The sequence below is a fragment of the Herbidospora daliensis genome (genome assembly GCF_001570585.1).
Classification (GTDB): Bacteria; Actinomycetota; Actinomycetes; order Streptosporangiales; family Streptosporangiaceae; genus Herbidospora; species Herbidospora daliensis.
In genome coordinates this window covers 218,041-243,819 of record NZ_BBXF01000003.1, presented here as the reverse complement: position 1 = coordinate 243,819, position 25,779 = coordinate 218,041, and the positions used below count along the sequence as shown (strand labels likewise).

Here is a 25,779-nt window from a genome sequence, read left to right as displayed (position 1 = left end):
GCGGAACCGATCAGATGATCGGAATGCTCCAGCTCTTGGGCACGATGTAAGGGCTGGTCAGCGTGGTCACGCCGGCGCCTTCGACGGTGAGCTCCAGCCCGGCGGCGGCCAGTCCGGCCTCCACCCTGGCCAGGCCGAGGGTCGTGCCGAGGCCGACGCTGCGCACCGCGAACACGACCTCGCCGACGTCCTCGCCGCCGGCCAGGACGCGCGCGCCCGGCTCGGGCACGGTGTCGCCGCCGGAGAAGCCGACGGTCCGGCGGCCCTGCCGCGACTCGAACGCGGCGAGCACGGCCTCCTTGCCGACGAACTCGTCCTTGGTGACGTCGACCAGCCAGTTGGCGCCGATCTCGATCACGTTGACGTCGCCGGCGGTCTCCAGCCGGGGAATGGGCTGGCGGACCTCGAGCATGGCCAGCTCCAGCGCCTCCTGCCCGGAGGGGGTGACGTGCTCCAGGGTGGCCCGCCACAGGTCGGCGGCCGACTCGATCGGCACGATCATCTGGTAGCCGTACTCGCCGGTGAAGCCGGTCCGGGCGAAGACGATCTCGACGTCGTTCCACACGGTGTCCGACACGGCCTCGAACGGCAGCGAGGCCAGCTCGCCGTCGATCAGGCGGCCGACGACGCCCCAGGCGTACGGGCCCTCCAGGCCGATCACGGTCAGGTCGGCCGAGCGGTCGGTGATCTCCACGTCGTCGTCGCCGACGGACCGCAGGTGCGCCAGCAGGCGGGTGCCCGCCCCGACCGAGCTTTCCAGCAGCAGCCCGTCCTCGCGGCCGAACGCCAGGACCTGGTCGACGACCCGTCCTTCGTCGTCGAGGACCAGGCTCATCATGCAGCGCTCGGAGGTCAGGTACTCGACGTCGCGGGCCAGCACGCGCTGCGCGAAGTCGACCGCGCCGGGGCCGCTGATCTCGATCAGCGTGTGCCCGCTCAGGTCGAGCGCCACCGCGCGTTCCCTGAGCACCTTGTACTCGGCCGACAGGTCGGTGAAGCGGAGCGGGACGGTGGCGTCGCCCACCTGGCCGTAAACGGTGTCCTCGGGGTGCGTGAGCGTCATCGGGTCACACCTTTCCTGCGGCGGCGTTGCCCGCCGGATCGACGATGGTGAGGATTCCTTCGGCCGCGACCTGGCCGTCGACCCGGGCCGAGACCCGGAACTCGGCGAAGCCGGTGCCGCCCCCGGTCCGCTCGGCGGTCAGGGTGAGCCGGTCGCCGGGGACGACGGGGCGGCGGAAGCGCATCGACCTGACCCCGGCCAGGTAGCTGATGCGGCTGGCCCCGGCCAGGGCGAAGACCACGCCGGCGAGCTGCGCCATGGCCTCGATCATCACCACGCCGGGCAGCACCGCCTCGGTCGGGAAGTGGCCCTGGAACCACAACTCGGTGCCGGTGACGTTCTTCGTCGCCGTGCCCTTGACGCCGGGTTCGACCTTGCCGACCCGGTCGAGCAGCAGCATCGGCCAGCGGTGCGGCAGCACCTCGCGGATCTGGTCGTTGGTCAGCCCCGTGACGGGGGCCGCCGCCACGATCGTCATGCGGCCGCCCTGAGCCGCGGGTTGACCTCGTCGGCGAGGCGGGAGATGGAGCCGAAGACGGCCATCTCGCTGTCGTAGAGGGCCACCCCGAACTCGGCCTCGATCGCGACGTACAGCTCCAGCACGTCCAGGCTGTCGAGTTCGAGGCCGCGGCCGAAGAGGGGCTGGTCGTCGGTGATCCAGTCGGGTTCGACCTCGAGGTCGAGGCGGGACACGATCATCTTCTTGATCTGGCTGCACGTCTGCTGGCGCTCGGCGGCCTTGGCGCGGAGCTCGTCGACGGTCATCTGTCCTCCAGGTTGGGGTTCTTCAGCCGAGGCCGCCGCCGTGGGCGACCACGACAGAGCCGGAGATGTACGACGCCTTGTCGGATGCGAGGAAGCTGACGATCGAGGCGATCTCCTCGGGCCGTCCCATCCGGCCCAGCCGGATGCGGGACTCGTACTGCTTCCTGATCTCGGCGGGCACCTTGCGGGTCATGTCGGTGGCGACGAAACCGGGCGCGACGACGTTCGCGCGCACCCCGTGGGGGGCGGCCTCGTTGGACAGCGCCTGGGTGAACGCGATGATCGCGCCCTTGGACGCCACGTAGTTGGTCTGGCCGGGGAAGCCGCCGTCGAGGCCGCTGGTGGACGACAGCGTCACGATCGCGCCGCGGCGCTGGTGCTGCATCAGCCGCAGGGCCTCCCGGCAGACCAGGAAGGTGCCGATCACGTTGACGTCGATCGGCGTGCGGAACTGCTCCAGGTTCATCGCGACGAGGAAGCGGTCCAGGGTGATGCCGGCGCTGGTCACCAGGACGTCCAGCCGTCCCTGGTCGGCGCGGATCCGGCGGAACATGGCCCGCACCGCGTCCTCGTCGGTGACGTCCGCGTGCACGGCCGTCGCGCTGCCGCCGTTCTCCTCGATGAGGGCGACGACCTCCTTGGCGGCCTCCTCGGCGCGGGCGTAGTTGACGATCACGTGGGCGCCCTCGGCGGCGAGGTCGAGCGCGACGGCCCGGCCGATCCCGCGTGAGCCCCCCGTGACCAGGGCTACGGAGCCTTCGGCAAACAGCATCCTCGCCTCCAGGTTCGAGGGATTCGAAAATCACACTCGAAATAGTCTGCAACTTCATGAAACAAGCTACTAAGGCCCGATATCACGCCTGTATCACCGGGTTATTCAACGATTGACGCACATTAGGCGATATATGATTCTGGCCCCGTGGCTGAACCACGCGTAGAGAACGTCGAGACATTGATCGTGGGCGGCGGTCCGGTCGGACTGGCGGCCTCCATCGAGTTGTCCCGGCACGAAATATCGTCGTTACTCGTCGAAAAACACCCTGATACATCTCTTTTTCCGAAAGCGCGGCTCATCTCCACCCGGACGATGGAGATCCTGCGCTCCTGGGGCCTCCAGGACGAGGTGGAGCGGGCCGGCATGCCGCGCGAGGACGTGCTGGCGGTCGGCGTCGGCACCTCGCTGAGCGCGGACGACTACCTGCGCAAGGCGGCGGCCATCGCGGAGGACGCGGCGCAGAGCCCGACGTACACCTATCTCTGCTCCCAGGACGTCCTCGAAGTGATCATGCGCAGGGTGGCCGCGTCGGCCGCCGACGTGCGCTTCGGCGCCACCATGACCGACCTGCGGATCGAGCCCGGCGGGGTCGCGGCGACGATCGTCGCCGACGGGGCCGCCACCCTGGTCAGGGCCCGCTACCTCGTCGCCGCCGACGGCAGCCGCGGCACCGTCCGCCGGCGGCTCGGCATCGCCGTGGAGGGCCCGCCGCCGCTCGGGCACATGGTCAGCATCATGTTCGACGCCGACCTCGGCTTCCTGCCGCCCGGCCGCCGCGCCGCCCTGTCCTTCGTCCGCAGCACGCCGGGCGGCGCGATCGAGGCGGTCGACAACCGCCGCCGCTGGATCATGCAGACCGGCTACGACCCCGCCAAGGGCGGCAGCGCCGGCGACTTCACCGAGGAGTACTGCCTGGCCGCCGTGCGTTCGGCGATCGGCATCCCCGACCACCCGGTCGACATCGTGGGCGTGATGCCCTGGCTCCAGCAGGCCGTGGTCGCCGCCGAGTTCGCCAGGGACCCCGTCTACCTGGCCGGGGACGCCGCCCACGTGGCCACCCCGCAGGGCGGGTTCGGCATGAACTGCGGCATCCAGGACGCGCACAACCTGGCCTGGAAACTCGCCGCCGTCCTGCGCGGCGAGGCCGGCCCCCGGCTGCTGGACACCTACGCGGAGGAACGCCGCCCGATCGCCGTGCGCACCGTGGACGAGAGCCTGGTCAACGCCATGATCACGGCCCAGATGATGGCCGGGCGGCTGTCCATGAACGAGGCCATCGAGCAGCAGGCGGGCCGGCGCGGCTCGGAGGGCCTGGTGCTGGGCTTCCACTACGACTCCGCCGCCGTCGTCCCCGACGGCACACCGGCGCCCGCCCCGGCCGACCCGTACCGGACGTACGTGCCGACCGCCCGGCCGGGCCACCGCGCCCCGCACGTGTGGGTGTCGCCCGGCGTGTCCACGCTCGACCTGCTCGGACCGGCGTTCACGCTGCTCACCGCCCCGGGAAGCGGCTGGGCCGGGGTCCCGGGCGTGCGGGTCGTGGAGGTCGATTCGGCGGAGTGGGCCGAGGTGTACGACGTCGGCGAACAGGGCGCGGTGCTGGTCCGCCCCGACGGCCACGTCGGCTGGCGCACCCGGAGCGCCGACCACGCCGAACTGGAGAAGGCCCTGGACGTCATCCTGAGCCGGTCGTGACCGACATCGCTCGTGAACGGATCCGGGCGGCGCCCATCCGCAACCGCAGCGGATTGCCGCAGGAGTGCGCCAGCAGATCCGTCACGGCCTGCGCCCCGGCCGGGCCGGTCAGCAGCAGGCCGGCCAGTTCCCTGGCGGCCTCGGCGGCCAGCGGCCTGACGAACTCGCGGTGCGCGCCCTGCCGGGCCACCAGCTCGTCGAGCGGGTCGGTGCTGGTCACGATCACCCGGCAGTTCGCGCCGCCGGGCAGCAGCGGCAGCACCTGGGCGGCGTCCTGGGCCCGGTCGAACACCACGACCATCCGGCGGCGGGCCGTCCAGCTGCGGAACAGCGCGACCTTCTCGTCGCGGTCGGCGGGGATGTCGGCGCGGGGCACGCCGAGCGCGCGCAGGAACCGGCCCAGCACGGCGGCGGGCTCGGTCTCCGCCAGGTCGGCGAACAGGTGGCCGTCGGGGAACCAGTCGGCCCGGTCGTGCGCCCACCGCAGCGCCAGCGCGGTCTTGCCGATGCCGGCCGGGCCGCTCAGCACGGTCGTGCCGGGCAGCGCCGCGTCGGGGTCGGGCCGCAGCACCGCGTCGAGCGCGGCCAGCTCCTCCCCCCGCCCGACGAACGGCAGCACCCGGGGCGGCAGCTGCGACGGCACCACGATCCCGGCCCGGTGCGCGGGTTGCCGCATCAGGCCCGCCTCGTCGCGCAGGATGCGTTCGTGCAGGTGGCGCAGGGCGGGGCCGGGCTCCAGGCCGATCTGGTCGCGCAGGTAGCGGCGGGTCTCCTGGTAGGTGCGCAGCGCGTCGGCGCGGCGGCCGGCCCGGTACTGGGCCAGCATGAGCTGGGCCCTGACCCGCTCACGGAACGGGTGCTCGGCGACCAGCGCCAGCAGTTCGGGCACCACCTCGTGGTGGTGGCCCAGCTCGATCTCCAGCTCCAGGCACGCCTCGGCGGCCTCCAGCCGGGACTCCTCCATCCGGGCCACGTCGTAGCGCAGGCCCCGGATGTCCTCGAAGGGGTTGCCGCGCCAGAGCGCGAGCGCCTCCCGCAGCAGCCGGACCGCCTGCTCCCGGTTCTTGCCCGCGGCCTCGCTCCGGGAGCGGGCCACCAGCGACTGGAAGCGCAACCAGTCGATGCTGTCGGGGGCCGGGCGGATCAGGTAGCCGGGGCTGGACGTCTCGATGACGCCGGCGCCCAGCACCCGGCGGAGCCGGGAGACGCAGATGGCGATCTGGCGGCGCGCGCTGGAGGGCGCCGACTCCGTCCAGACCGTCTCGATCAGCCGGTCGACGCTGACCGCGCGGCCCGCGTTGAGCACCAGGCTGGCCAGGATCGCCAGCTCGCGGCTGGCGCATATCCGCAACTCGGCGCCGTTTCGCAGCACCTGCATGGGGCCGAGCACCAGGAATCGGAAACCGTCGTCGGTCAGCGGGCCCATGAATGCCCACCGCGGTCATCCGGAGGAAGAATATGGAGACAATATCGCGCCATTTGCATAATCTCTCGCGCGCAGATTACCGGTAGGACTTCAACTGTCTCCGAACCTAATCAACGGCGGCCCGCGACGGCACCCCTAGCAGCCCCCTGTTGCCCGCGACCCCGTCGCCCGATGGGGATTCCCCTATTTCTCCGGGAAACCGGCAGCGGCCCAACCGCCACTGTACGCTTTACCGGACTTTGGCAGACAGGGGACACACCGAGGGGGGAAATTGCGCTATACGAGACTTGGACGGAACGGCCCGGTGATCTCCAATATCGGGCTCGGCACCCTCGCGCTGGCCGGGGCGTACGGCTCGGTCGACCCCGGCGACGCCCTCACCCTGATCGGCCGGGCGATGGACGCCGGCGTGAGCATCGTCGACACCGCCGACCTCTACGACGACGGCGAGGTCGAGCGCCTCATCGGCCGGGCGGTCGCGAGCCGGCGTACCGAGATCGTGGTCTGCACCCGGGGGAACGGCACCGCGCGGGCCTGCGAGGCGTCGCTGAGGCGCCTCGACGTCGACGCCATCGACCTCTACTACCTGCGCTTCCCCCATCGTGACGCCCCGGTCGAGGAGAGCATGTCGGGGCTGGCCGACCTGGTCAGGGCGGGGAAGGTGCGCCACGTCGGGCTGTCCGGCGCGACGCTGCGGCAGCTCCGCGCGGCCAACGCGGTCCATCCGGTGGCCGCGCTCGCGGTGGAGTACTCGTTGTGGGGGCCGCCCGCCCAGCCCGGCCTGCTGGCGGAGGCCCGGCGGCTGGGGGTCAGCGTGGTGGCCGCCCGCCCGGTCGGCCGGGGTTTCCTCACCGGCCGCATCCGGTCGGCCGACCAGCTGACGCCCGGCGACTGGCGGCGCCGCGACCCGCGCTTCCAGCCCGCCGGCCTGCGGCGCGGGCTCGACCCGCTGCGCGCGGTGGAGGACGTCGCCGCCCGGCTGGACCTGGGGGCGGGCCGGCTGGCGCTCGGCTGGTTGTTGTCGCAGGGCGACCACGTGGTCCCGGTGCCGAGCACCCGCGACGAGGTGCACCTGGAGATGAACCTGTCCGCCTCGGAGGTGCGGCTCGCCCCGGGCGTGCGCGACGAGCTCAGCCGGATCTTCCCGCCCGTGGCGGCCGATCAGTCGGACTCTCTCCTGATCTGATCGGGGATCAGCGACGCGGCCATCGCCTTGTTGACCGCGTCGATCCGGGAGACCGCGTTGAGCTTCACGAAGATGTTGCGCATGTGCCGCTTGACGGTCGCCTCGGCCAGCCCGAGCCGGCGGGCGATCTGCAGGTTGCTCAGCGCCTGCGCGGCCAGTTGCAGTATCTCCTTCTCCTTGTCGGTCAGCACCCCCGCCTGCGGCCCCTCGACCTGGGCCAGGCTGGTGCGCGACACCGCGAGCACGACCCGGCCCGGGTCCTCGTGCACGCCCCGGACGGCCGCGAGCAGCTCGTGCCGGTGGATGCTCTTGAGCAGGTAGCCGCTGATCCCGGCGGCCAGCAGGCGGGTGAGCAGGTGCGGGCCGTCGTACATGCTCAGGATGATGATGCGGGTCGACGGCGAGCACGCCCGCATCCGGGCGACGGTCTCCAGCACATCGTCGCCGGGGATCTCCACGTCGAGCAGCACCACGTCGGGGCCGGTGTCGCGGACGAGCCGGACGGCGTCGGAGGAGTTGCCCGCCTCGCCGGCGACGACCAGGCCGGTGGTCGACTCGAGGATCTCGCGCAGGCCCTCGCGGAACAGGGCGTGGTCGTCGACCAGCGCGACCGATATCTCCCCGCTAGAGCTCGTCTGGCTCACGCGTCTGCCTCTTGAGCGGGATGGACAGGTCGACCCGGCAGCCGCTGCCCGGGTCGCTGGTGATGGCCAGCCGGCCGCCGAGCAGTTCGGCCCGCTCCCGCATCGAGGCCAGCCCGACGCCGCGGCTGCGGGCCCGGGTCGGCTCGAAGCCCCGGCCGTTGTCCTGGACGAACGCCTGGAGCTCGTGCGGGGCGATGTCGACCCGTATCAGGATCACCGAGGGTTCGCCGTGGGTCAGCGCGTTCCTGGTCGCCTCGCGGATGATCAGGAACGACTCGTCCAGGACCCTCGGCTCGGCCCACGACTCGTCGCCGTTCACCTCCAGGCCGACCGACACCCCGTCGTCCTCGATCGCTTCGAGGAAGCCGAGCAGCGCCTTCTCCAGGCTCTTGACCGGCACCTGCGGGTGCAGTTCCGAGGTGATCTGGCGCAGCTGCTCCATCGCCTCCTGGATCGCCTGCTGGGCGACCCCGATCTTGATGGCCGCCCTGGCGGGGTCGGTGCTGCGGTGCAGTTCCGACAGCGCGAGCTGCTGGTGGGCGACGCTGACGCCGTGGCCGATCCGGTCGTGCAGATCGCGGGCGATCCGGCGGCGCTCCTCCTCCTGCGCCTGCTGGACCTCGTTCAGCAGGAACCCGTGGTAGCTCTCGGAGGCCTCCCGGACGCGGCGCGACAGGCTCTCCTCCATGCCGGCGGCGACCAGCGCGAAGACGTCGGTGGGGTGGTCGGAGCCGGCCGCAATTTGCCGCGCCAGATGGGTGAGCGCCGACCGGAAGAAAAGTGAGCCCGCCTCAAGAGATGCCTTCGGATGAACTCCGGAAGCCGCCCTGCTGGTGCCGACTTCCCAGGCGTGAAACTTATAGAGTTCGCTGACCTGCACTTTTCCGGCGCGCAGTGTCGCGGCTACGTCGTCGAGAACGTACTGGCCGGTCATAAGGGCCTGGCGAACCGCGTTCGGATCCGTGGAGAGCGCGTTGCCGGTGGCGTGCAGCTCCGACTCGAATTCCTCGAGGATTTCGGCCCGGCACGCATCCACGAATCTTGCCGGATCGCTCTCCGTCCCGAAATCAGCACCCAAGGAAGTCCCTCTCGATTTGGGACGCGCGAGAGCCCACGGTCCCTCACTTACGTCACAAAAGCAACATATCCTTCCCAATATTAGAGGACAGAACAGTAATGTGAACCACGTATTGCGTGGCCATGAAGGCCCGGTAAGGTCTGCGCCGCCGCCCCCGGTCGGCTTCGGCGTCCACGGCGCGGCCCGCCAGCGTGACCGCCACCGCTCCGGCGAACAGAGCCGGCGCGGTCGCGGCGAACGGCGCCGAGAGCACCACGCCGGCCACCCAGAACGACCCCGCCAGCAGGAGCGCGGCGGCCGACATGGCGTTCCTGGCCGCCCGCGCGCCCCAGATCACCGCGACGGTGCGGCGGCCGGCGGCGGCGTCCCCCTCGATGTCCGACAGGTCCTTGGCCGGGACGCCGACCAGCGTCATCCAGCAGGTCGCGACCGTCGCGAACATGATCAGGCTGAGCGGCGGGGCGCCCTCGGCCCCGTTGACGACGACGGTGAAGCCGCCCCAGTAGGCCAGCAGCCCCGACCCGCAGACCACCGCGACGGTGCCGCCGGAGCGCCGCTTCAGCCGGAACGGCGCGCCCGAGTAGAGGTAGCCGAGGATCAGGTTGGCCGCGACGACCCAGGTCATCGCCGTCGGCAGCCCGGCGGTCACCACCAGCGACAGGACCGCGGCCAGCGCGGCCACCGCGCTCGCCGTGCGCGGGTCGAGGTCGCTGCGGGCGATCGGCCGGCGCGACCCGTTGACCCGGTCCTCGTGGACGTCCGAGACGCCGTTGCCCACATAGACCGCGAAGATCGACAACACCCAGGCGACGGCGCCCTGCAGCACCTTGGCCGGGTCGGGGACGACGGCGACCGGCAGCGCCAGCGCCGCCCCCGTCAGGAATCGCAACATGGACACGGCCAGGACGGCCGGCCGGGCCTCGATCGTGCAGAACCGCAGCGCTCTCGTCGCGCGTCTGAGGGTGGAAGGTCCGGATGCCCGTCCCGATACCCAGGTGCTCGCCATGACCGGATTGTTGGCCGTAATCGAAGCCCGGTTAAGGGGGGTAATCCGAGAGTTGCAGGGGGGAATACAACTTTAGATACCCCCCTTACCACTCAGGGGTACTTTCCCCGAACTGCCGACACCCCTTCTTGCCTGTCCGCGACGGCCCCTATTAGCTTGAGGCGAACGGAACAGGGATCGTACAACTTTCAACGAGTCAAACCTTAGGCAACGCCGTGCCGGATATCAAGTGCGCGTGCCCCGTGCGCCGATGACGTTTCTCACCGGCGGTGGCACAGGTCAGACGGCTGGAAACCCTTTGGACACCACCCGCCGGGAGTCATTCGGGAAAGGAAACACGATGCAGGGTGTCGAGCGTTATTCGGAATTCACCCCCCTTGTTCTGACCGATCGCACGTGGCCGGGAAACCGCATCCGCACCGCGCCCCGGTGGCTCTCCACCGACCTGCGCGACGGCAACCAGTCACTCGCCCATCCGATGACGCCCGAGCGGAAACTCGCGATGTTCGACCTTCTCGTGGGAATCGGCTACAAGGAGATCGAGATCGGTTTCCCGGTCGCCAGCCGGAGCGATTACGACTTCGTGCGCATGCTCATCGAGCGCGACCGGATCCCCGACGACGTCTCGATCACCGTGCTCACCCAGGCCCGCGGCGACCAGATCCGGCGCACCGTGGAGTCGCTGCGGGGGGCCCGCCGCGCGGTCGTGCACATCTACAACGCGACGTCACCGTTGTTCCGCCGCACCGTGTTCGACCTCGACCGGGCGGGCGTGCGCGACCTGGCCGTCCAAGGCACCCTGACGATGATGCGCCACGCCGAGCGGGTGCTGCCCGACTGCGACCTGGCCTACCAGTACTCCCCTGAACTTTTCAACGAGACCGAGGCCGACTTCGCCCTGGAGGTGTGCGAGGCCGTCATGCGGGTCTGGCAGCCCGAGCACGGGCGCGGCATCATCCTGAACTTCCCGACGACGGTCGAGCGCTCGCTCCCGAACGTCTTCGCCGACCAGATCGAGTGGCTGCACCGCAACCTGTCCCGGCGCGAGCACGTCTGCCTGTCGGTCCACCCCCACAACGACCGGGGCACCGCGGTCGCCTCCGCCGAGCTGGCCCTGCTGGCCGGCGCCGAGCGGATCGAGGGCTGCCTGTTCGGCAACGGGGAACGGGCCGGCAACGTCTGCCTGGTCACCCTCGCGATGAACATGTACAGCCACGGCGTCGACCCCGGCGTCGACTTCTCGGAGATCAACACGGTCCGGCGCACCGTCGAGCGGTGCACCGGGCTGCCGGTCCACCCCCGCCACCCCTACGGCGGCGACCTCGTCTACACCGCGTTCTCCGGCTCGCACCAGGACGCCATCAAGAAGGGCTTCGACGCCCGCGTCCGGCAGGCCGCCGAGACGGGCGTCTCCCCCGAGGCGCTGCCGTGGCAGGTGCCGTACCTGCCGGTGGACCCCAAGGACGTGGGCCGCACCTACGAGGCGGTGGTCCGGGTGAACGGCCAGTCGGGCAAGGGCGGCGTGGCGTACGTGATGAGCGCCTGGCACGGCCTGAACCTGCCGCGCGGCCTGCAGGCCGACCTGTCGGCCCGGGTGCAGCGGCACGCCGACGCGACCGGCGGCGAGCTGAGCCCGAGCCGGATCGGCGCGCTGTTCTCCGAGGAGTACCTCTTCCACGGCGAGCCGACCGACCCGCTCCCGGTGGGCCGCGAACCGCTCGCGGCGACCCTGCACGTCGACGGCGGGTTCGAGGTCGGCGGCGACCAGGCCGACGCGGTCGCCACCCTCGGCGCGGTGCTGAGCCCGTGGGGCATCCGGGTCGACGTGATCCACCGCACCGGGCGGCCGCTCGACCACGACGAGCTCACCCCCGACCGGGCCGTCAGGTCCGGGGACGAGACCGTGATCTACGCCGAGTGCCGCGGCGGCGGGGCGGTCGCCTGGGGGGCGGGCATCGACGCCGACGTCGCGGCGGCCGCCTTCTCCGCCGTCCGCGCGGCCACCGACCGGCTCGCCAAAAGCGGCCATCTGCACGCTCACCTGGCCGCCGCCGGGCACTGACCGCTCGCTGACAAGGGGGAACCGTGGACGACACCCATGAGGGCATGGCGACGCTGCGCGCGTCACTGGCCGAGGCGGTCGCGGGCAAGGGCCGGATCGTGATGGTCACCGGCGCGGTGGCGACCGGCAAGAGCGAACTGCTCTACCTGATCGCCGAACACGCCCTCGACCAGGGCGCGCTGCCGCTGACGGCCACCGGCTCGCCGGCCGAGAGCGGCCTGCCGCTGGGCGTGTTGTCCCAGCTCCTGCACCACGCGCCGCTGGACGACGAGCGGCGGACCGCGATGCTCGGCCTGCTGCACGAGGGCGCCCGCAGGCAGCTGGCCGGCGACGCGGGCGGCGAGTCGATCGAGCACGTCGACGCGCAGATCGTGGACGCCCTCTGCGCGGTCCTGCTGGACCTGGCCGAACGCTGCCCGCTGGTGATCACGGTCGACGACGTGCACCACGCCGACCGCGCCTCCCAGCTGTGCCTGGCCTACCTGGCCCGGCGGATCAGGTTCGCCGACGTCCTGCTGGTGTTCAGCACCCCCGACCACAGCCCCCATCTGCGCACCCTGTTCCACACCGAGGTGCTCAGGCAGCCGCACTGCCGTCCGGTGCGGCTCAGCCACCTGACCCGCGAGGGCGTCGACGCCCGGCTCGGCGCCGAGGCCGCCCACCGGTACGGCGCGCTCGTCCACACGCTGAGCGGCGGCAACCGGCTGCTCGTCGACGCCCTGCGGGAGGACCTCTCGGCCACCGGCACCCCCGGTGACCGCTACGGCGAGGCGGTGGTGGCGTGCGTGCGCCGGCTGGGGCCGTGCGTGCAGGAGGCCGCCCACGGGCTGGCGGTGCTGGGCGAGCCCGGCTCGATCAGCCGCCTGCTCGGTCTCGGCGAGAGCGAGGCCGCCGTCGCCAAGTCGCTCCAGGCGATGACCGGGGCCGGGCTGCTCGACGGCGGCCGGTTCCGGCACGAGGCGGCGCGCTCGGCCGTGCTGGCCGAACTCGACGCCGCCGACCGCATCCACCTGCACCGCCGCGCCGCCGAACTGGCCCACCGCGACGGCGCGTCGGCCGACGTCGTGGCCGGTCACCTCCTGCACGCCAGCCACGCGGGCGACCCGTGGGCGCTGTCGGCCCTGGAGGAGGCGGCCCGGCTCGCGCTGCGCGACGACGGCGTCGAGTCGGCGATCGAGTACCTCCGGCTGGCCTGGCGCGCCTGCGACGACGAACGCCGCCGGGCCAGGATCGGCACCGCGCTGGTCCGGGCCGAATGGCGGATCGACCCCGGCACGCCCGCCGGGCACCTGGCCGGGCTGACCGACGCCCTGCACAAGGGGCACCTCGGCGGCGGCGAGACCGTCGTCCTGGCCAAGGCGCTGCTGTGGCACGGCCACACCCACGACGCGCTCGACGTCCTGGGCCGCCTGCGCGAGCTGCGCGAACTCGGCGAACCCGACCGCGAGACCGCGGCCGAGCTGGCCGCCGCCCGCCCGTGGTTCCGCGCCCTCTACCCGTCGTTCCTGCCGCACCTGCCGGAGGTCGGCGTGCCGCCCGTCCCGGCGCTCGGCGTCGGCCGCCGCATCCACGCCGCCGACGTGCTCGCCGACGTCCTCACCGACGGCCCGAGCGAGGAGACCATGGCCGCCGCCGAGCACATCCTGCGCGGGTGCCGTCTCGACGAGGTGACCATGGACACGGTCGAGACGGCGCTGCTGGCCCTGACGTACACCGACCGCCCCGGCCGCGCCGCCCCGTGGTGCGACGCGTTCATCGCCGAGGCCGAGGCCCGGCGCGCGCCCAGCCGGCAGGCCCGGTTGTCGGCCATCAGGGCCGAGATCCTCCTGCGGGAGGGCGACCTGGCCGCGGCGGTCGCCGACGCGCGGCGGGCCCTGCAGATCATCCCCGCCGGGAGCTGGGGGGTCGCCGTGGGCGGGCCGCTCGGCACCCTGCTGCTGGCCGGCGCCGCGATGGGCCGCCTGGACGACTGCCTGCCGGAGTTCAACCTGCCCGTCCCCGAGGCGATGCTGGAGACCCGGTACGGCCTGCAGTACCTGCGCGGCAAGGGCCGTCTCAACCTGACGGCCGGCCGTCCCGCCCAGGCCCTGCGCGACTTCCGGATGTGCGGCGAGCTGATGACCCGATGGGACCTGGACGCCCCCGGCTTCATCGCGTGGCGGCTCGACGCCGCCGAGGCCCTGATCGCGCTGGGCGAGGAGGAAGAGGCCCGGCTGCTCGTGCACGAGCAGCTCGCCCGGTGCGGCCCTGCGGCCGAGCGGGTGCGCGGTTCGGCGTTACGCCTGCTGGCCGCCGTCAGCGAGGTCCACCGCCGCCCGGCCCTGCTGCGCCAGGCCGCCGACCTGCTCCAGGAAGGCGGCGACCGCTACGAGTACGCCCGCCTGCTGTGCGACCTCACCGAGGCCTACCAGGCCGTCGGCGAGCACCGCAGGGCCGGCATGCTCAAGCAGCGCGCCCGCGCCATGGCCAGGGAGTGCAGCGCCGAACCGCTCACCCGGGCGCTGACCCACCGCGACGACCCGGCGGGCGGCGGGCCCGCGCAGCTGAGCGAGGCCGAGCGCCGGGTGGCCGAACTGGCCGCCGAGGGTCACACGAACCTGGAGATCTCCACCCGGCTGTACATCACCGTCAGCACGGTCGAGCAGCACCTGACCCGCGTCTTCCGCAAGCTGAACGTGTCCCGCCGCACGGAGCTGCCGGGCACCCTCGCGCGCATCGGATGACTCACAACGGGATGTTGCCGTGGTCGCCGCGCCTGAACGGGGCCCGGTCGAGGGCCTCCGCCAGCCGGAACCGGGTGGTCTCGGGCGCGATGACCTCGTCGACGACGCCGAGCGCCAGGGCGCGTTCGACCCCGCCGGAGACGCGCCGGTGCTCCCGGGTGAGCCGCGCCTTCAGCTCGGCGCGCTCGTCGTCGGGCGCGGCGGCCAGCGCCTTGCGGTGCAGGATGCCGACGGCCGACTCGGCCCCCATGACCGCGACCTCGGCGTCCGGCCAGGCGAAGACCGCGGTGGCGCCGAGGGAGCGCGAGTTCATCGCGATGTACGCGCCGCCGTACGACTTGCGGGTGATCAGGGTCACCCGGGGCACCACCGCTTCGGCGAAGGCGTGCAGCAGCTTCGCGCCGCGCCGCACGACGCCGTCCCACTCCTGGGCGACCCCGGGCAGGTACCCGGGCACGTCGACGACCACCACCAGCGGCACGCCGAGCGCGTCGCACATGCGGACGAACCGGGACGCCTTCTCGGCGGAGAGCGTGTCGAGGCAGCCGCCCCTGCGGATCGGGTTGTTGGCCAGCACGCCCACCGACCGCCCGCCCAGCCGGCCCAGGCCGACGAGGATGTTGCCGGCCCAGCGGGGCTGCAGCTCCAGGAAGCCCTCGTCCACGATCGCGCGCACGAGCGGGCGCACGTCGTACGCCCGGCGCGGCGATTCGGGCAGGATCGCGGCCAGGTCGCGGCTCTCCGCGAGCGCGCCCAGGTCGAAGCTGCCCGGCCGGGCGAAGACGCCCGTGAGCCGGCGCGCCTGCTCGTACGCCTCGTCGGCGTCGCGGGCGACCAGGTGCGCGACCCCCGACTTGGAGCCGTGCGCCTCGGGCCCCCCGAGCCCGGCCATGTCGATGTGCTCCCCCGTGACGCTGCGGACGATCTCGGGGCCGGTGATGAAGACCCGCGCGTCCTCGGTCATGATCACGATGTCGGTGAGCGCCGGCCCGTACGCGGCGGCTCCGGCAGCCGGACCCAGGACGACCGAGATCTGCGGGATCACCCCGGACACCCGGGTCATCGCCGCGAACATGCGCCCGACCCCGTGCATCGACTCGACGCCGTCGGCCAGGCGCGCCCCGCCCGAGTGCCACAACCCGATCACCGGGCAGCCGAGCCGTTCGGCCGCGCCGATGGCCTCGACGATGCGCTCCGCGCCCGCTCCCCCAAGCGCGCCGCCCATCCGGGTCGCGTCGGTGCAGTACGCGACCACCACCGAACCGTCCACCCGCCCGCACACGGCCTGCACCCCGCTGTCGTCGCCGGCGTGCAGCGGCACCGCCGAACCGGGGTCGAGCAGCCGGGCCAGCCGGGCCGAGGGAGCCCGGTGATCCATCTCGATTTCGACGATCGGCATGGTCGTCATCCGCGAATCCCGATTCTCTGAGAGAACAGACCGGTGTTTCGCCGAATGTGCCCGGCCGCGGCTCCGGCGGCCAACCCCTATTCTCCGCCGTCACCCCTTCGCAAGCCGGTGACCTGCGCAGACGTCTATTGGCAACTTGTGACCGCCAGTTCTGCCAATTGACCCGTCATCTCACGGCCCCGTTTCCTCTTTGTGATCACGCGAACAATGGAGGGCCCTTTGTCCATATGGTCAGCACCGACGGTCGCCGCGCTTCTGGCGGCGATGGCATTGCCGGCGGGCGCGGTGGCCGACACCGTGCCCACGCCGGTCAGCGACGTGGCCGCTCTGGTCAACCCGTTCCTCGGCACCAAGGCGGGCGCCGCCGACTTCGGCCACGGCGGCGGCGCGGGGATGAACTTCCCCGGCGCGGTCGTGCCGTTCGGCATGATGCAGTGGAGCCCCGACACCATGGAGAACGCCGGCGGCGGTTACGCGTGGGAGGACGACCGGCTGCGCGGGTTCTCGATGACGCACATCTCCGGGCCCGGCTGCACGGGCGCGCAGGACTTCCCCGTGATCCCGATCTCCGGCCGGATCGGCCGCTCGCCCGCGACCCACGGGGGCGACTACGTCCAGACGTTCAAGCACGAGAACGAGCGGGCCGCCCCCGGCTTCTATAGCTCGGTCCTCGACACCGGGATCAAGACCGAGTTGTCGGCGAGCACCCGCGGCGGGGTCGCCCGCTTCGGCTTCCCGGCGGGCAAGCCGGGCACGCTGCTGCTGAACACCAGCGGCTCGGTCAACGGCGTCGACGACGGCGAGACCCGGATCAGCGGCAACACCGTCACCGGCTGGGTGCAGACGGGCGGCTTCTGCGGCCCGCCGATGCGCTACAAGGTGTACTTCCACGCCACCTTCGACCAGCCGATTCTCGGCTACGGCACCTGGAAGGACGGCACCGTCACGCCGGGCGGCGCGAGCGTGCGCAACGCCTCGGAGGCGAAGGTCGCCAACGCCGAGGTGGTCACCTCGGGCGACGTCTCGGTGAGCGGCCCCGGCTCGGGCGCCTACCTGGAGTTCGACCCCGCCACGCCCGTCCAGATGCGGGTGGGCCTGTCGTACGTGAGCCTGGCCGGCGCGAAGGCCAACCTGGCCGCCGAGATCGGCCAGGACGACGTGACCCAGGTCGCCGCCAAGGCGCGGGCCGCCTGGAACACCCGGCTCGGCCAGGTGCGGATCACCGGTGGGAGCTACGAGCAGCAGCGCACCTTCTACAGCAACCTCTACCACGCGCTGCTCCAGCCCTACGTCTTCGACGACGTCGACGGCACGTACACCGGCATGAACGGCCAGACGTACAAGGTCGAGCCGGGACACCACCACTACGCCACCTTCTCCGGCTGGGACATCTACCGCAGCGAGGTCCAGCTCCTGGCCCTGCTCGCCCCCGACGTGGCGAGCGACATCGCCCAGTCCATGTACGACAACGCGCAGTCGGTCGGCAACGTCTGGGACCGCTGGTCGCACCAGAACGCGATCACCGGCGTCATGGTCGGCGACCCGTTCCACTCGATCCTCGCCAGCATGTACGCCTTCGGCGCCCGCGACTTCGACGCCCCCTCCGCCCTGAAGGCGATGGCCGAGTCGGCCCGCCGGGTCGGCCCCAAGGACATCGGCCACCCGCAGCACGGCTACGACCAGCGCCCCGGCAACGCCGACTACATGGCCAAGGGCCACGTCCCGATGGACCCCTCGACCACCCTCGAGTACGGCATCGCCGACTTCGGCATCGCCCAGCTCGCCGCCCGCCTGGGCGACGGCTCGACGGCGAGCGAGTTCATGAAGCGCGCCCAGGCCTGGCAGGCCACCTTCAACCCGGCCAACACGTGGATCCAGCCGAAGATGGCCGACGGCGCGTTCCGCTCGCCCTTCGACCCGGGCACGATGAACTCCTACATCGAGGGCAACGGCGCCCAGTACCACTGGCTGGTCCCCCACAACGTGCGCGGCCTGTTCGACGCGATGGGCGGCAACACGGCCGCCTCCACCCGCCTGGACGAGTTCTTCAAGGTCCTCAACGCGGGCCCGAACCAGCCCTACGCCTACCTCGGCAACGAACCGTCGGCCGCCACACCGTGGTTGTACGCGTGGGCCGGGCAGCCGTACAAGACCCAGGACCTGGTGCGGCGCATCCAGAAGGAGCTCTTCTCCTCGGCCCCCGACGGCCTGGTCGGCAACGACGACCTCGGCGCGATGGGCTCCTGGTACGTCTGGTCGGCGATCGGCCTGTTCCCGGCCATCCCCGGCCGCGCCGAACTGCTGGTCAACACGCCCCTGTTCGACTCCATCACGATCAGGCGCCCGGCCGGCGACCTGGTGATCAACGCGCCCTACTCCGCCAACCGCTACGTCAAGACACTGAAGGTCAACGGCGTCGCCACCACGAAGGCGTGGCTGCCGGAGTCGATCGCGCGGAACGGCGGCCGGCTCGACTTCACCACCTCGACCACCCCGAACACCTCGTTCGGCGCGGCCCTCGCCGACGCGCCCCCCGCCTTCAACGACGGCGCCAAGCCGGTCGTGCTGGGCCTGAACCCCGGCAGCGGCCCCGCCGAACCGGGCCGGACGTTCGAGACCACCATCACCGCCCGCTCGACCAGCAGGTCGGCCGCGTCGGTGCGCTGGGAGGCCAAGCCCCCGCCGGGCATCTCGGTCGCCCCGAGCAGCGGCGCCCTCTACCCGGCGGCCGGCGCCGCCGCCTCCCAGCGGATCACGGTGACCGTGCCCAGCGGCACCCCGCTCGGCATGGTCAGCATCCCGATCATCGGCTCGGGCCAGGTCTTCGCCGGCATCCGGGTGAACGTGGCCAAGCCCGGCACCCCCGCCTGGCACCACAACAACGCCAGCATCGGCGACGACACGAAGCCCGGCAGCGCCAACGTGGACGGCGCCAACTTCAGCTACTCGGCCCAGGGGCTGGCCGCGGGCGGCCTCACCCCGGGGGCGACGGTGAACTGGAACGGCTTCGCGTTCACCTGGCCGAACCGCGCTCCAGGCGAGTGGGACGACATCCTGCCCGGCCGGAAGCCGCTGGAGGTCGCCGCCCCCACCGGGGCGACCCAGATCGCCTTCCTCGGGGCGGGCACCGGGGGCTATCCCGAGGTGGACGCGACCCTCACGTACACCGACGGCACCACCGCCACCGCGAGCCTGGGCATGAGCGACTGGCTGCTCAGCTACGGCGGCGGCTCCCCGCAGTACGGCAACACGATCATCGCCTCCAGCCCCTACCGGCTGTACGGGGGTTCGTGGGCGATGCAGCCGATCCCGGCGCACGTGTTCGCGGCGCAGCCGATCGCGCTGAACCCGGCGAAGAAGCTGAAGAGCATCACGTTCGGCCCATCCGACGAGGGCACCCTGCACCTCTTCACGTGGGCGTTCCGGTAGGACCGAGCCGGGAAGGGCGCCCTGCGGACGGCAGGGCGCCCTTTCTCATCGGTCCCCGGAATCGCTCACCACGGGATGACGCCGGCGTCCTCGAAGAAGCCGCCGGTCGGGCCGTCGTCGGGGAGGGTGGCGAGGCGGATCGCGGTGGCGGCGCCCTCCTCCGGGGCGCGGCCCGTGAAGCCGGTGAAGTCGGTCGCGACCAGGCCGGGGCAGGCGGCGTTGATCAGGATGTTGGTCCCGGCGAACTGGCGGGCGTACTGCACGGTGACGGCGTTGAGGAACGACTTCGACGGCGAGTAGGCCGCCATGACGGGACCGGCCACGATGCCGGGGTCGGCCTGGCGGGTCACCGAGGCGACGCTGCTGGAGACGTTCACGATGCGGGGCGACGGCGATCGGCGCAGCAGCGGCAACATCGTGTTGGTCACCCGGATGACGCCGATGACGTTGGTCTCCACGACCGTCCTGACCGCGTCGAGGTCGAGCGCCGTCGGGTCCTGGACCCATCCCGGGCCGAACGGGCCGGAGATGCCCGCGTTGTTGACCAGGACGTCCAGCCGGTCGATCAGGGTGGCCGCCGTGGTGACGCTCCGGTCGTCGGTCACGTCCAGCGGCACCCCGAACGCGTCCACCCCCGCGGCCCGCAGCTTCTCCACTGCGGTCTCGCGACGGGACTCGTCCCGCGCGCCCACGCCGACGCGGTAGCCGAGGGCGCCCAGTCCGGCCGCGATGGCGTAGCCGATCCCCTTGTTCGCGCCCGTCACCAGCGCGGTCTTCGTTTCGTTCATGCCCTCGATGGTCGTCCGGGGACGATTGGCGCGGCCAACACCGATGCGGTGGGCTGTGATACCCGGCGGGTATCGTCGGAGCGTGGATACGCGTGAGTTGCGCTACTTCGTGGCCGTCGCCGAGGAACTGCACTTCGGCCGCGCCGCCGAGCGGCTCGGCATGGCCCAGCCGCCGCTGTCGCGGGCGATCAAGCAGCTCGAACGCCGCCTCGGCGTCGTGCTGTTCGAACGCGACCGCCGAGGGGTGGCCTTGACGGGTGCGGGCGAGGTGCTCCTGTACGAAGGCCGCGCCGCCCTCGACGCGACCGCCGCGGCCGTCCGGCGCACCCAGCGCGCCGGCGGCGTGGATGCTCCCCGCAGCCGCCTGGTGCTGGCCGTGAAGGCCGCCGGCTCCCATGAGCTGCTGCAGAAACTCCTCGACGCGTACGCGGCGGTCCCCGGCGCGGCCGAGATCGAGGTGCTGCTCTGCGGCTTCTGCGACCAGGAGGGCCTGCTGCGGGACGGCCGCGCCGACGCGGCGCTGATGCACACGCCGTTCAACTCCCTCGCCGGGTTCGACAGCGAGGAACTGACCACCGAAGGACAGATCGCCGTGCTGCCCGCCCGGCATCCCCTCGCCGCCCGCGCGTCGTTGACGGTCGCCGAGGTCGCCGACGTGCCCGGCCTGCCGCTCGCCCGCTGGCCCAGCTACGGCGTCTACCCGCCCGGCCCTGGGCCCGAGATCCGCGACCAGACACAACTCGCCCAGCTCATCGCTCTTGGACGCACCCTCGCGGTCGTGCCCGACTCCGCCCGCGCCTGGTTGTGGGCCGAACACGCCGCCATCCCGCTGATCGACGCACCCCAGGTGGTCACGCACATCGCCTGGCCGGCCCACAGCCGCTCACTCGCCCTGGCGGGCCTGATCCGCACCGCCACCGAGTGCATCGGCTGAGGACCCTACAGTCCGTATTCGCCGCTCACTCCAGCATGATCCTCACGTGTGGCAGACCAGGCTGCGTCCGCGCGCTGTCACGTGGTGAGGAACGACTTCACGTGGTCGAGCGCCATGTCGAGGGCGATCTCCATGGGCTTGATGTCGTGTGCGGTCTCGGCGAGGAGGTACCCGCCTTGGAGGGCGGCCATGAGACCCGTGGCGAGCCTTTCCGGGTCGGCGTCGGGGCTGAGCACGCCGTCGTCCCGCATCCGCCGCAGGCCCGCCGCGAGCAGCCCCTCCCATTCCACGAACGACTGGGCGAGCGTGGCGCGGGCCTGGTCGTCCTGGTCGGCCAGTTCGCTGGCCATCGAGCCGAGCGCACAACCGTAGGCGCCGTTCCTCAATGCGTTGCGCTGCACCAGCGCGTCGCGCCAGCGGACCAGGCCGCGGAACGACTTCAGGCGCTCGAGGTTGCCGCGTTCGCGTTCGAGGATCTGCGCGGCGCGCGCCGCGACGACTTCGCGGACCAGTCGCTCCTTGTCCGGGAAGTGGTTGTAGAACTGGGATTTGCTGGTGTTGCTCGCGGCCCGGACGTCGTCGAGCGTGGTCGCGTTCACGCCCTTCACGTACATCAGCTCAAGAGCGGCCGCCAGGATGCGCGCCCGGGTGGCGGCCCCGCGTGGTGTCAGCCGCTGCCCCGGCTGAGCGTTCTCCGGCGTGCTCACCAGCTCAGGCTACCCTGTTTGACTGCCGCCACTGAATGGACTATATGGTCCCCATTGATAAGGCTTGCAGGCATGACTCATCTGCTAGCGTGCATCTTTATGGATCCGTTCTGGACCAAATAGTCCTCGATCAAGGAGCTGTGGAATGAAAGCGATCGTGGTGACGGACGAGGCCGCGGGCACGGCCGGGATGAGGCTGGCCGAGCGGCCCCGGCCCGAGGCCGCCGGGAACGACGTGCTGGTCGAGGTTCACGCGTCGGGATTCACTCCGGGAGAGCTGACCTGGCCCTCGACCTGGACCGACCGCCTCGGCCGTGACCGGACGCCGTCGATCCCCGGCCACGAGCTGGCCGGGGTGGTCAGCGCCCTCGGCTACGGCACCCGGGGACTGTCGGTGGGCCAGCGGGTGTTCGGCCTCACCGACTGGACTCGCGACGGCACCCTCGCCGAGTACGCGGCCGTCGAGGCGCGCAACCTCGCGCCGCTGCCGGGCGACGTCGACTTCACGGTGGGCGCGAGCCTGCCGATCTCCGGCCTGACCGCGTGGCAGGGGCTGTTCGAGCACGGAGGCGTCCAGGCGGGGCAGAGTGTCCTGGTGCACGGTGCGGCCGGCGCGGTCGGCTCGATGGCGACGCAGCTCGCCCGCGAGGCGGGCGCCTACGTCATCGGCACCGGACGCGCCGCCGACCGCGGGACGGCGCTCGACTTCGGCGCGCGGGAGTTCGCCGACCTCGAGAACGACACCCTGGAAGACGTCGGCGCGGTCGACCTGGTGTTCGACGTCATCGGCGGAGACGTCGGGAACCGGTCGGCCGGTCTGGTTCGAGCCGGCGGAACACTGGTGACCATCGCCGGCCCGCCCGGAGCACGGCCCGCCGACGGCCGGGCGATCGACTTCGTGGTCGAGGCTGATCGCGGCCAGCTGAAGGAGATCGTCCAGAGGGTGCGAGACGGACGGCTGCGCACGGCCATCGGAACCGTCGCCACCCTCGACGACGCCGTCGCGGCCTTCAACCCGACAGGGCGGGCCAAGGGAAAGACCGTCATCCGCGTCCGCCCATGAGGAGAGACCACGTGAGCACTGAGATGAACGTACTGAAGAACGGCGACAGCGAGTCCTACGACGCCGTGGTCGGCGGACAGGTCGTCGGCATGATCGTCTACCATCCGCAGCGAGGCGATCGACGGGTGACGTTCAGCCACACGATCATCCAGCCGGAGTACCGAGGCCAGGGGATCGCGACCCGGCTGGTCAAGCACGCCCTCGACGACCTGCGAGCGCAGGGCCTGAAACTCACCAACTACTGCACCTTCGTGGCCGACTACATCGCCGACCACCCCGAGTACCGGGACCTCGTCGACGGTCGCCACCCGGGCCGCGCGACCGTACCCGACCGCGCACCACGCGAACGCGCCGACTGACCGGTCAGCTCACGTCGAGCACGGCCTTGCCCGCGATCCGGCGGGCGAACAGCGACTCCGCCGCGCGGGCGACGTCCGTCCAGTCCAGGCGCCGGCCGATCTGCGGGTCGAGGCGGCCCGAGGCGAGCATCCCCACGAGGACGGCGAGGTCCCCGGCCAGCTCCGCGCCCATGAGGAACGACTGGAGGCTGCGCAGTTCCCCGACCGTCGCATACGGCTCGAACACCGTGGGCTCACCGGACGCGGCGCCGATCAACTGCACCGACCCGCCCTCGGCGAGGAGGGCGAACGCCTGGGCGAGCTGAGGGCCGCCGACGTTGTCGAGCACGCCGTGCAGCCCCGACTCGACCCCGTCGAGCCCGACCACGACCTCGGCCGCTCCCAGCCCGGCGAGCCCCTCACCGCGCTCCGCACTGCCGACCGAGGCGATCACGTGCGCCCCGGCCGCCGCTCCCAGCTGCACCGCGAACCGCCCGACGCCCCCTGACGCCCCGGTGACGAGAACCCGCCGACCCAGCACGAAGCCGAGCCGGCGAAGTGCGCGCAGCGCGGTGACCCCGGCCACCGGGAGCGTCGCGGCCGCGCCGAGGTCCACCTCTTCCGGCACGACCGCCAGCTCACCGACCGGGACCGCCCGCAGCTGCGCCCACGCACCGGACGGTCCATAGGTGACGACCCGGCTCCCCACCGGCGGTCCGCATCCGCTGGCCGCAGGGCTGCGCACCACGCCTGCGGCGTCCCACCCGGGAACGTAACCGGCGGACTGCTTGGCGACGCCGAGCAACTCACCGTGATTCAAGATCGCGCCACGCAGCTCGCCGTGATTGAGCGAGATGGCGCGCACTTCGACGAGCACCTCGTCGGCCGCGGGAACGGGATCCGCGGTCTCACCGAGCCGCAAACCGCCTGGGACGTCGTGGTCCACCAGTAGAGCAAGCATGATCCACTCCTTTCGGGCGATCCTGCGACCGCCGGTGTCGAGATCGTCTCGGGGCCGGCCCCATCGCAAGGTCGTCGCCGGCCTGGAACCGCACTCCGGCCTTACGAACGCGCCGGCCAGAAGAAGCACGGTCTCCCGATCGATGGCGCCGCCCTGCGCGGTGACCCGCACCGGTCATGCAAGGCTTCTTCCGTGATGCCGACAGTTTGACCGCGAGGGTTTGATCGTTGACCGCGAGGGTTTTGATCGTCGACGTCACGCGTAAGGGCGGGTCACCGCTGGGAATTGCTGCTGCGGCACGTGTCAGGCGGCCTGTCGCGCTACCGCCCCAAGAGCATTCGATCAGAAATCGCCACAGGCCATCGGCGCCGCGGCGGATGACTTTCTCGCGGGACCTGCGCCATGAATCAACCAGTCCAGTGCGATATCGCGGTCAACAAGAACATGGCATTCTTGGGCCTCCCGCGGAAGAACGGGGATCGACTGTCTCTCGCGATGAACGCGGCCTGCGGCCAGTACAAGATCATGGTTGCGGCGACCTTGCACAAGTTGAATCGTTCAAGCAGCAGCGCGACACCCCTTCGGGCTCAAGAGGCGACCGAATAGAGGACCGCGATCTCTCATCGCATTGACTGACCTGCGATGCAGTATTCCGACTCAGCACTCAGTCTATCTACCTAGCAGGACGATGCTTCGAGAAGCCGCCAGCACCGCCGCGTGGACCATATAGTCCACGTTATCAGGTCCAGGAGGCGGCCCCACAGAGAGAGCGGCCGCCGGCGCACATCACATCGCGAGCAGGGCGCGAGCGGCACCGCGAGCAGGGTTGCGAATGGCATCGCGAGCGGAGGGCCACTGACATTGTGAGCGAGGTGTCACTGAGATCATGAGCAAGGTGTCACTGAGATTGCGAGCAAGGTGCGAGTGACATCGTTGGCAGGGTGCGAGTGTCCAAGACGCTGCCAGAGGATGGTTGGCGGCCACGGAAAACGGTGATCTAGAACTGCCGAATCGCCACAGGTCAGCCCTGGTCGAGGCAGGTCCCAGGCCGGGCGGCCGAGTCCAAGCGCACACTTGGCAACGCTGCCGCGATGTCATAATCTGGACTAAATAGTCCCGTCATCAAGGCGTTGAACCTATGTCGGTCCGCCTGCAGGAACTCGCGAACGGGGCACGCAGGAGCCACCAACCGTGGAATCGGTTGCGTCGATCCTGGAGTAAGGCAGGGCGACGGATCAGCTCAACAATCACTCACGCCGACGCCACACAACACCGCGCGGAAACGACAACCCAGCGGTGGTGGGCGTGCATCCGCGTGAAGAAGGAGCCAGAAATGAACGAGACCAAGCAGTCGGCCGAAGACCTGGCGATCCTCGAGCAACTCAACCTCGACTACATCCATTCGGACCAGGCCAGCGACGCCAAGCGCTTCGATGAGTTCCTCGCCGAGGATTTCATCGTGCAGACACCGGGTGTCACCCGCAACCGCGAGGAGTACCTCGAATACATCGCCAAGCCCCGGCCCTTCAGGGATCTGGCTCTGCGCGAAGCCAGGATCCGCATCCTCGGCGATGTCGCGTTGATCCACGGCACCGCGACGTACACCATGATCGCCGATGGAGCGGATCAGGAAGCTCTGTACACGGACGTGTACCAGAAGCGTGAAGGCGTCTGGTTCTGCGTCTCCGCCTGCGCGATCGCCCCGGGCGCCTGACCGCCGTCGCCGTT

The 25,779-nt window shown here is 71.3% G+C and carries 21 protein-coding genes; 9 read left to right on the top strand and 12 right to left on the bottom strand.

Going from position 1 to position 25,779, the window contains the following annotated elements; all coding sequences use genetic code 11:
• Positions 1 to 10: 10 nt before the first annotated feature.
• Genes AW274_RS16565 through fabG form a run of 4 tightly spaced genes read right to left on the bottom strand, consistent with a single transcriptional unit; the run spans position 11 to position 2,600 of the window.
• On the bottom strand, positions 11 to 1,063 hold the full coding sequence (locus AW274_RS16565; protein WP_062432616.1) for an aminomethyl transferase family protein: 1,053 nt from the start codon (positions 1,061 to 1,063) through the stop codon (positions 11 to 13).
• Positions 1,064 to 1,067: 4 nt separating this feature from the next.
• Positions 1,068 to 1,541 carry a 3-hydroxyacyl-ACP dehydratase FabZ gene (fabZ, locus tag AW274_RS16560; RefSeq protein ID WP_062432611.1) on the bottom strand — a complete coding sequence of 158 codons (474 nt, stop codon included), beginning with the start codon at positions 1,539 to 1,541 and terminating at the stop codon, positions 1,068 to 1,070.
• Positions 1,538 to 1,828, bottom strand: a complete 291-nt coding sequence (locus AW274_RS16555; RefSeq protein ID WP_062432609.1) for an acyl carrier protein — start codon at positions 1,826 to 1,828, stop codon at positions 1,538 to 1,540. Before AW274_RS16555 ends, fabZ begins: the two co-directional genes overlap by 4 nt.
• 22 nt (positions 1,829 to 1,850) lie before the next feature.
• Positions 1,851 to 2,600 (bottom strand): 3-oxoacyl-ACP reductase FabG, encoded by a 750-nt coding sequence (gene fabG / locus AW274_RS16550; protein ID WP_198169252.1) that lies wholly within the window; start codon positions 2,598 to 2,600, stop codon positions 1,851 to 1,853.
• A 147-nt stretch (positions 2,601 to 2,747) separates the two neighbouring features.
• Here fabG and AW274_RS16545 point away from each other — a divergent pair, with 147 nt between their 5' ends.
• A complete protein-coding gene (locus AW274_RS16545) occupies positions 2,748 to 4,298 on the top strand; it encodes an FAD-dependent monooxygenase (protein WP_062432607.1) in 1,551 nt (516 codons plus the stop codon).
• Here AW274_RS16545 and AW274_RS16540 read toward each other — a convergent pair.
• Positions 4,279 to 5,724, bottom strand: a complete 1,446-nt coding sequence (locus AW274_RS16540) for an AfsR/SARP family transcriptional regulator (protein ID WP_062432605.1) — start codon at positions 5,722 to 5,724, stop codon at positions 4,279 to 4,281. The genes AW274_RS16545 and AW274_RS16540 overlap by 20 nt on opposite strands.
• Positions 5,725 to 6,028: 304 nt before the next feature.
• On the opposite strand from AW274_RS16540, the gene AW274_RS16535 reads away from it, so the two are divergent.
• Complete coding sequence (locus AW274_RS16535; protein WP_198169251.1) at positions 6,029 to 6,910, top strand: aldo/keto reductase; 882 nt, start codon at positions 6,029 to 6,031, stop codon at positions 6,908 to 6,910.
• Here AW274_RS16535 and AW274_RS16530 read toward each other — a convergent pair.
• The 3 genes from AW274_RS16530 to AW274_RS16520 form a co-directional block, all read right to left on the bottom strand.
• Positions 6,886 to 7,554 (bottom strand): response regulator, encoded by a 669-nt coding sequence (locus tag AW274_RS16530; protein WP_062432600.1) that lies wholly within the window; start codon positions 7,552 to 7,554, stop codon positions 6,886 to 6,888. The two genes, AW274_RS16535 and AW274_RS16530, sit on opposite strands and share 25 nt — an antisense overlap.
• Positions 7,535 to 8,590, bottom strand: a complete 1,056-nt coding sequence (locus tag AW274_RS16525) for a sensor histidine kinase (RefSeq protein WP_062432598.1) — start codon at positions 8,588 to 8,590, stop codon at positions 7,535 to 7,537. Before AW274_RS16525 ends, AW274_RS16530 begins: the two co-directional genes overlap by 20 nt.
• Before the next feature lie 94 nt (positions 8,591 to 8,684).
• A complete protein-coding gene (locus AW274_RS16520; protein ID WP_063813398.1) occupies positions 8,685 to 9,638 on the bottom strand; it encodes a UbiA family prenyltransferase in 954 nt (317 codons plus the stop codon).
• A 340-nt stretch (positions 9,639 to 9,978) separates the two neighbouring features.
• On the opposite strand from AW274_RS16520, the gene AW274_RS16510 reads away from it, so the two are divergent.
• Both AW274_RS16510 and AW274_RS16505 read left to right on the top strand, forming a co-directional pair.
• The gene (locus tag AW274_RS16510; protein WP_062432592.1) at positions 9,979 to 11,700 is read left to right on the top strand and encodes a 2-isopropylmalate synthase; all 1,722 of its coding nucleotides are present in this window, start codon (positions 9,979 to 9,981) and stop codon (positions 11,698 to 11,700) included.
• A gap of 23 nt (positions 11,701 to 11,723) precedes the next feature.
• A complete protein-coding gene (locus AW274_RS16505; RefSeq protein WP_232320148.1) occupies positions 11,724 to 14,423 on the top strand; it encodes an AAA family ATPase in 2,700 nt (899 codons plus the stop codon).
• Position 14,424: 1 nt separating this feature from the next.
• On the opposite strand, the gene AW274_RS16500 is transcribed toward AW274_RS16505, so the two are convergent.
• Positions 14,425 to 15,822, bottom strand: a complete 1,398-nt coding sequence (locus tag AW274_RS16500; protein ID WP_232320147.1) for an acyl-CoA carboxylase subunit beta — start codon at positions 15,820 to 15,822, stop codon at positions 14,425 to 14,427.
• Positions 15,823 to 16,050: 228 nt separating this feature from the next.
• On the opposite strand from AW274_RS16500, the gene AW274_RS16495 reads away from it, so the two are divergent.
• Complete coding sequence (locus AW274_RS16495) at positions 16,051 to 19,260, top strand: GH92 family glycosyl hydrolase (RefSeq protein WP_232320146.1); 3,210 nt, start codon at positions 16,051 to 16,053, stop codon at positions 19,258 to 19,260.
• Between the two features lie 65 nt (positions 19,261 to 19,325).
• On the opposite strand, the gene AW274_RS16490 is transcribed toward AW274_RS16495, so the two are convergent.
• On the bottom strand, positions 19,326 to 20,048 hold the full coding sequence (locus AW274_RS16490) for an SDR family NAD(P)-dependent oxidoreductase (protein ID WP_062432583.1): 723 nt from the start codon (positions 20,046 to 20,048) through the stop codon (positions 19,326 to 19,328).
• Between the two features lie 82 nt (positions 20,049 to 20,130).
• On the opposite strand from AW274_RS16490, the gene AW274_RS16485 reads away from it, so the two are divergent.
• On the top strand, positions 20,131 to 20,982 hold the full coding sequence (locus AW274_RS16485) for a LysR family transcriptional regulator (protein ID WP_269750577.1): 852 nt from the start codon (positions 20,131 to 20,133) through the stop codon (positions 20,980 to 20,982).
• Between the two features lie 77 nt (positions 20,983 to 21,059).
• Here AW274_RS16485 and AW274_RS16480 read toward each other — a convergent pair whose 3' ends face one another.
• Positions 21,060 to 21,689, bottom strand: a complete 630-nt coding sequence (locus AW274_RS16480; protein WP_062432577.1) for a TetR/AcrR family transcriptional regulator — start codon at positions 21,687 to 21,689, stop codon at positions 21,060 to 21,062.
• A gap of 145 nt (positions 21,690 to 21,834) precedes the next feature.
• Between AW274_RS16480 and AW274_RS16475 the strand changes: the two genes are divergently transcribed.
• Together AW274_RS16475 and AW274_RS16470 are read left to right on the top strand one after the other, a co-directional pair.
• Positions 21,835 to 22,752, top strand: coding sequence for an NADP-dependent oxidoreductase (locus AW274_RS16475; RefSeq protein ID WP_062432574.1), 918 nt, complete (start codon positions 21,835 to 21,837; stop codon positions 22,750 to 22,752).
• Positions 22,753 to 22,763: 11 nt separating this feature from the next.
• Positions 22,764 to 23,111 (top strand): GNAT family N-acetyltransferase, encoded by a 348-nt coding sequence (locus tag AW274_RS16470; RefSeq protein ID WP_198169250.1) that lies wholly within the window; start codon positions 22,764 to 22,766, stop codon positions 23,109 to 23,111.
• Between the two features lie 4 nt (positions 23,112 to 23,115).
• Here the strand turns inward: AW274_RS16470 and AW274_RS16465 are convergent, their stop codons facing one another.
• Entirely contained in the window at positions 23,116 to 24,051 is a 936-nt protein-coding gene (locus AW274_RS16465) for a zinc-binding dehydrogenase (RefSeq protein ID WP_062434552.1), read from the bottom strand.
• 1,333 nt (positions 24,052 to 25,384) lie between these two features.
• On the opposite strand from AW274_RS16465, the gene AW274_RS16460 reads away from it, so the two are divergent.
• Positions 25,385 to 25,765: a nuclear transport factor 2 family protein gene (locus AW274_RS16460; RefSeq protein ID WP_062432568.1), complete on the top strand. Its 381-nt coding sequence runs from the start codon at positions 25,385 to 25,387 to the stop codon at positions 25,763 to 25,765.
• The last annotated feature ends 14 nt before the right edge of the window (positions 25,766 to 25,779 follow it).

Bases quoted from the DNA above. Each gene is read 5' to 3' on its own strand.
- AW274_RS16500 (WP_232320147.1), bottom strand. From the start codon at position 15,822: ATGCCGATCGTCGAAATCGAGATGGATCACCGGGCTCCCTCGGCCCGG.
- AW274_RS16555 (WP_062432609.1), bottom strand. From the start codon at position 1,828: ATGACCGTCGACGAGCTCCGCGCCAAGGCCGCCGAGCGCCAGCAGACG.
- AW274_RS16475 (WP_062432574.1), top strand. From the start codon at position 21,835: ATGAAAGCGATCGTGGTGACGGACGAGGCCGCGGGCACGGCCGGGATG.
- fabZ (WP_062432611.1), bottom strand. From the start codon at position 1,541: ATGACGATCGTGGCGGCGGCCCCCGTCACGGGGCTGACCAACGACCAG.
- AW274_RS16565 (WP_062432616.1), bottom strand. From the start codon at position 1,063: ATGACGCTCACGCACCCCGAGGACACCGTTTACGGCCAGGTGGGCGAC.
- AW274_RS16465 (WP_062434552.1), bottom strand. From the start codon at position 24,051: ATGCTTGCTCTACTGGTGGACCACGACGTCCCAGGCGGTTTGCGGCTC.
- fabG (WP_198169252.1), bottom strand. From the start codon at position 2,600: ATGCTGTTTGCCGAAGGCTCCGTAGCCCTGGTCACGGGGGGCTCACGC.
- AW274_RS16460 (WP_062432568.1), top strand. From the start codon at position 25,385: ATGAACGAGACCAAGCAGTCGGCCGAAGACCTGGCGATCCTCGAGCAA.
- AW274_RS16520 (WP_063813398.1), bottom strand. From the start codon at position 9,638: ATGGCGAGCACCTGGGTATCGGGACGGGCATCCGGACCTTCCACCCTC.
- AW274_RS16490 (WP_062432583.1), bottom strand. From the start codon at position 20,048: ATGAACGAAACGAAGACCGCGCTGGTGACGGGCGCGAACAAGGGGATC.
- AW274_RS16510 (WP_062432592.1), top strand. From the start codon at position 9,979: ATGCAGGGTGTCGAGCGTTATTCGGAATTCACCCCCCTTGTTCTGACC.
- AW274_RS16540 (WP_062432605.1), bottom strand. From the start codon at position 5,724: ATGGGCCCGCTGACCGACGACGGTTTCCGATTCCTGGTGCTCGGCCCC.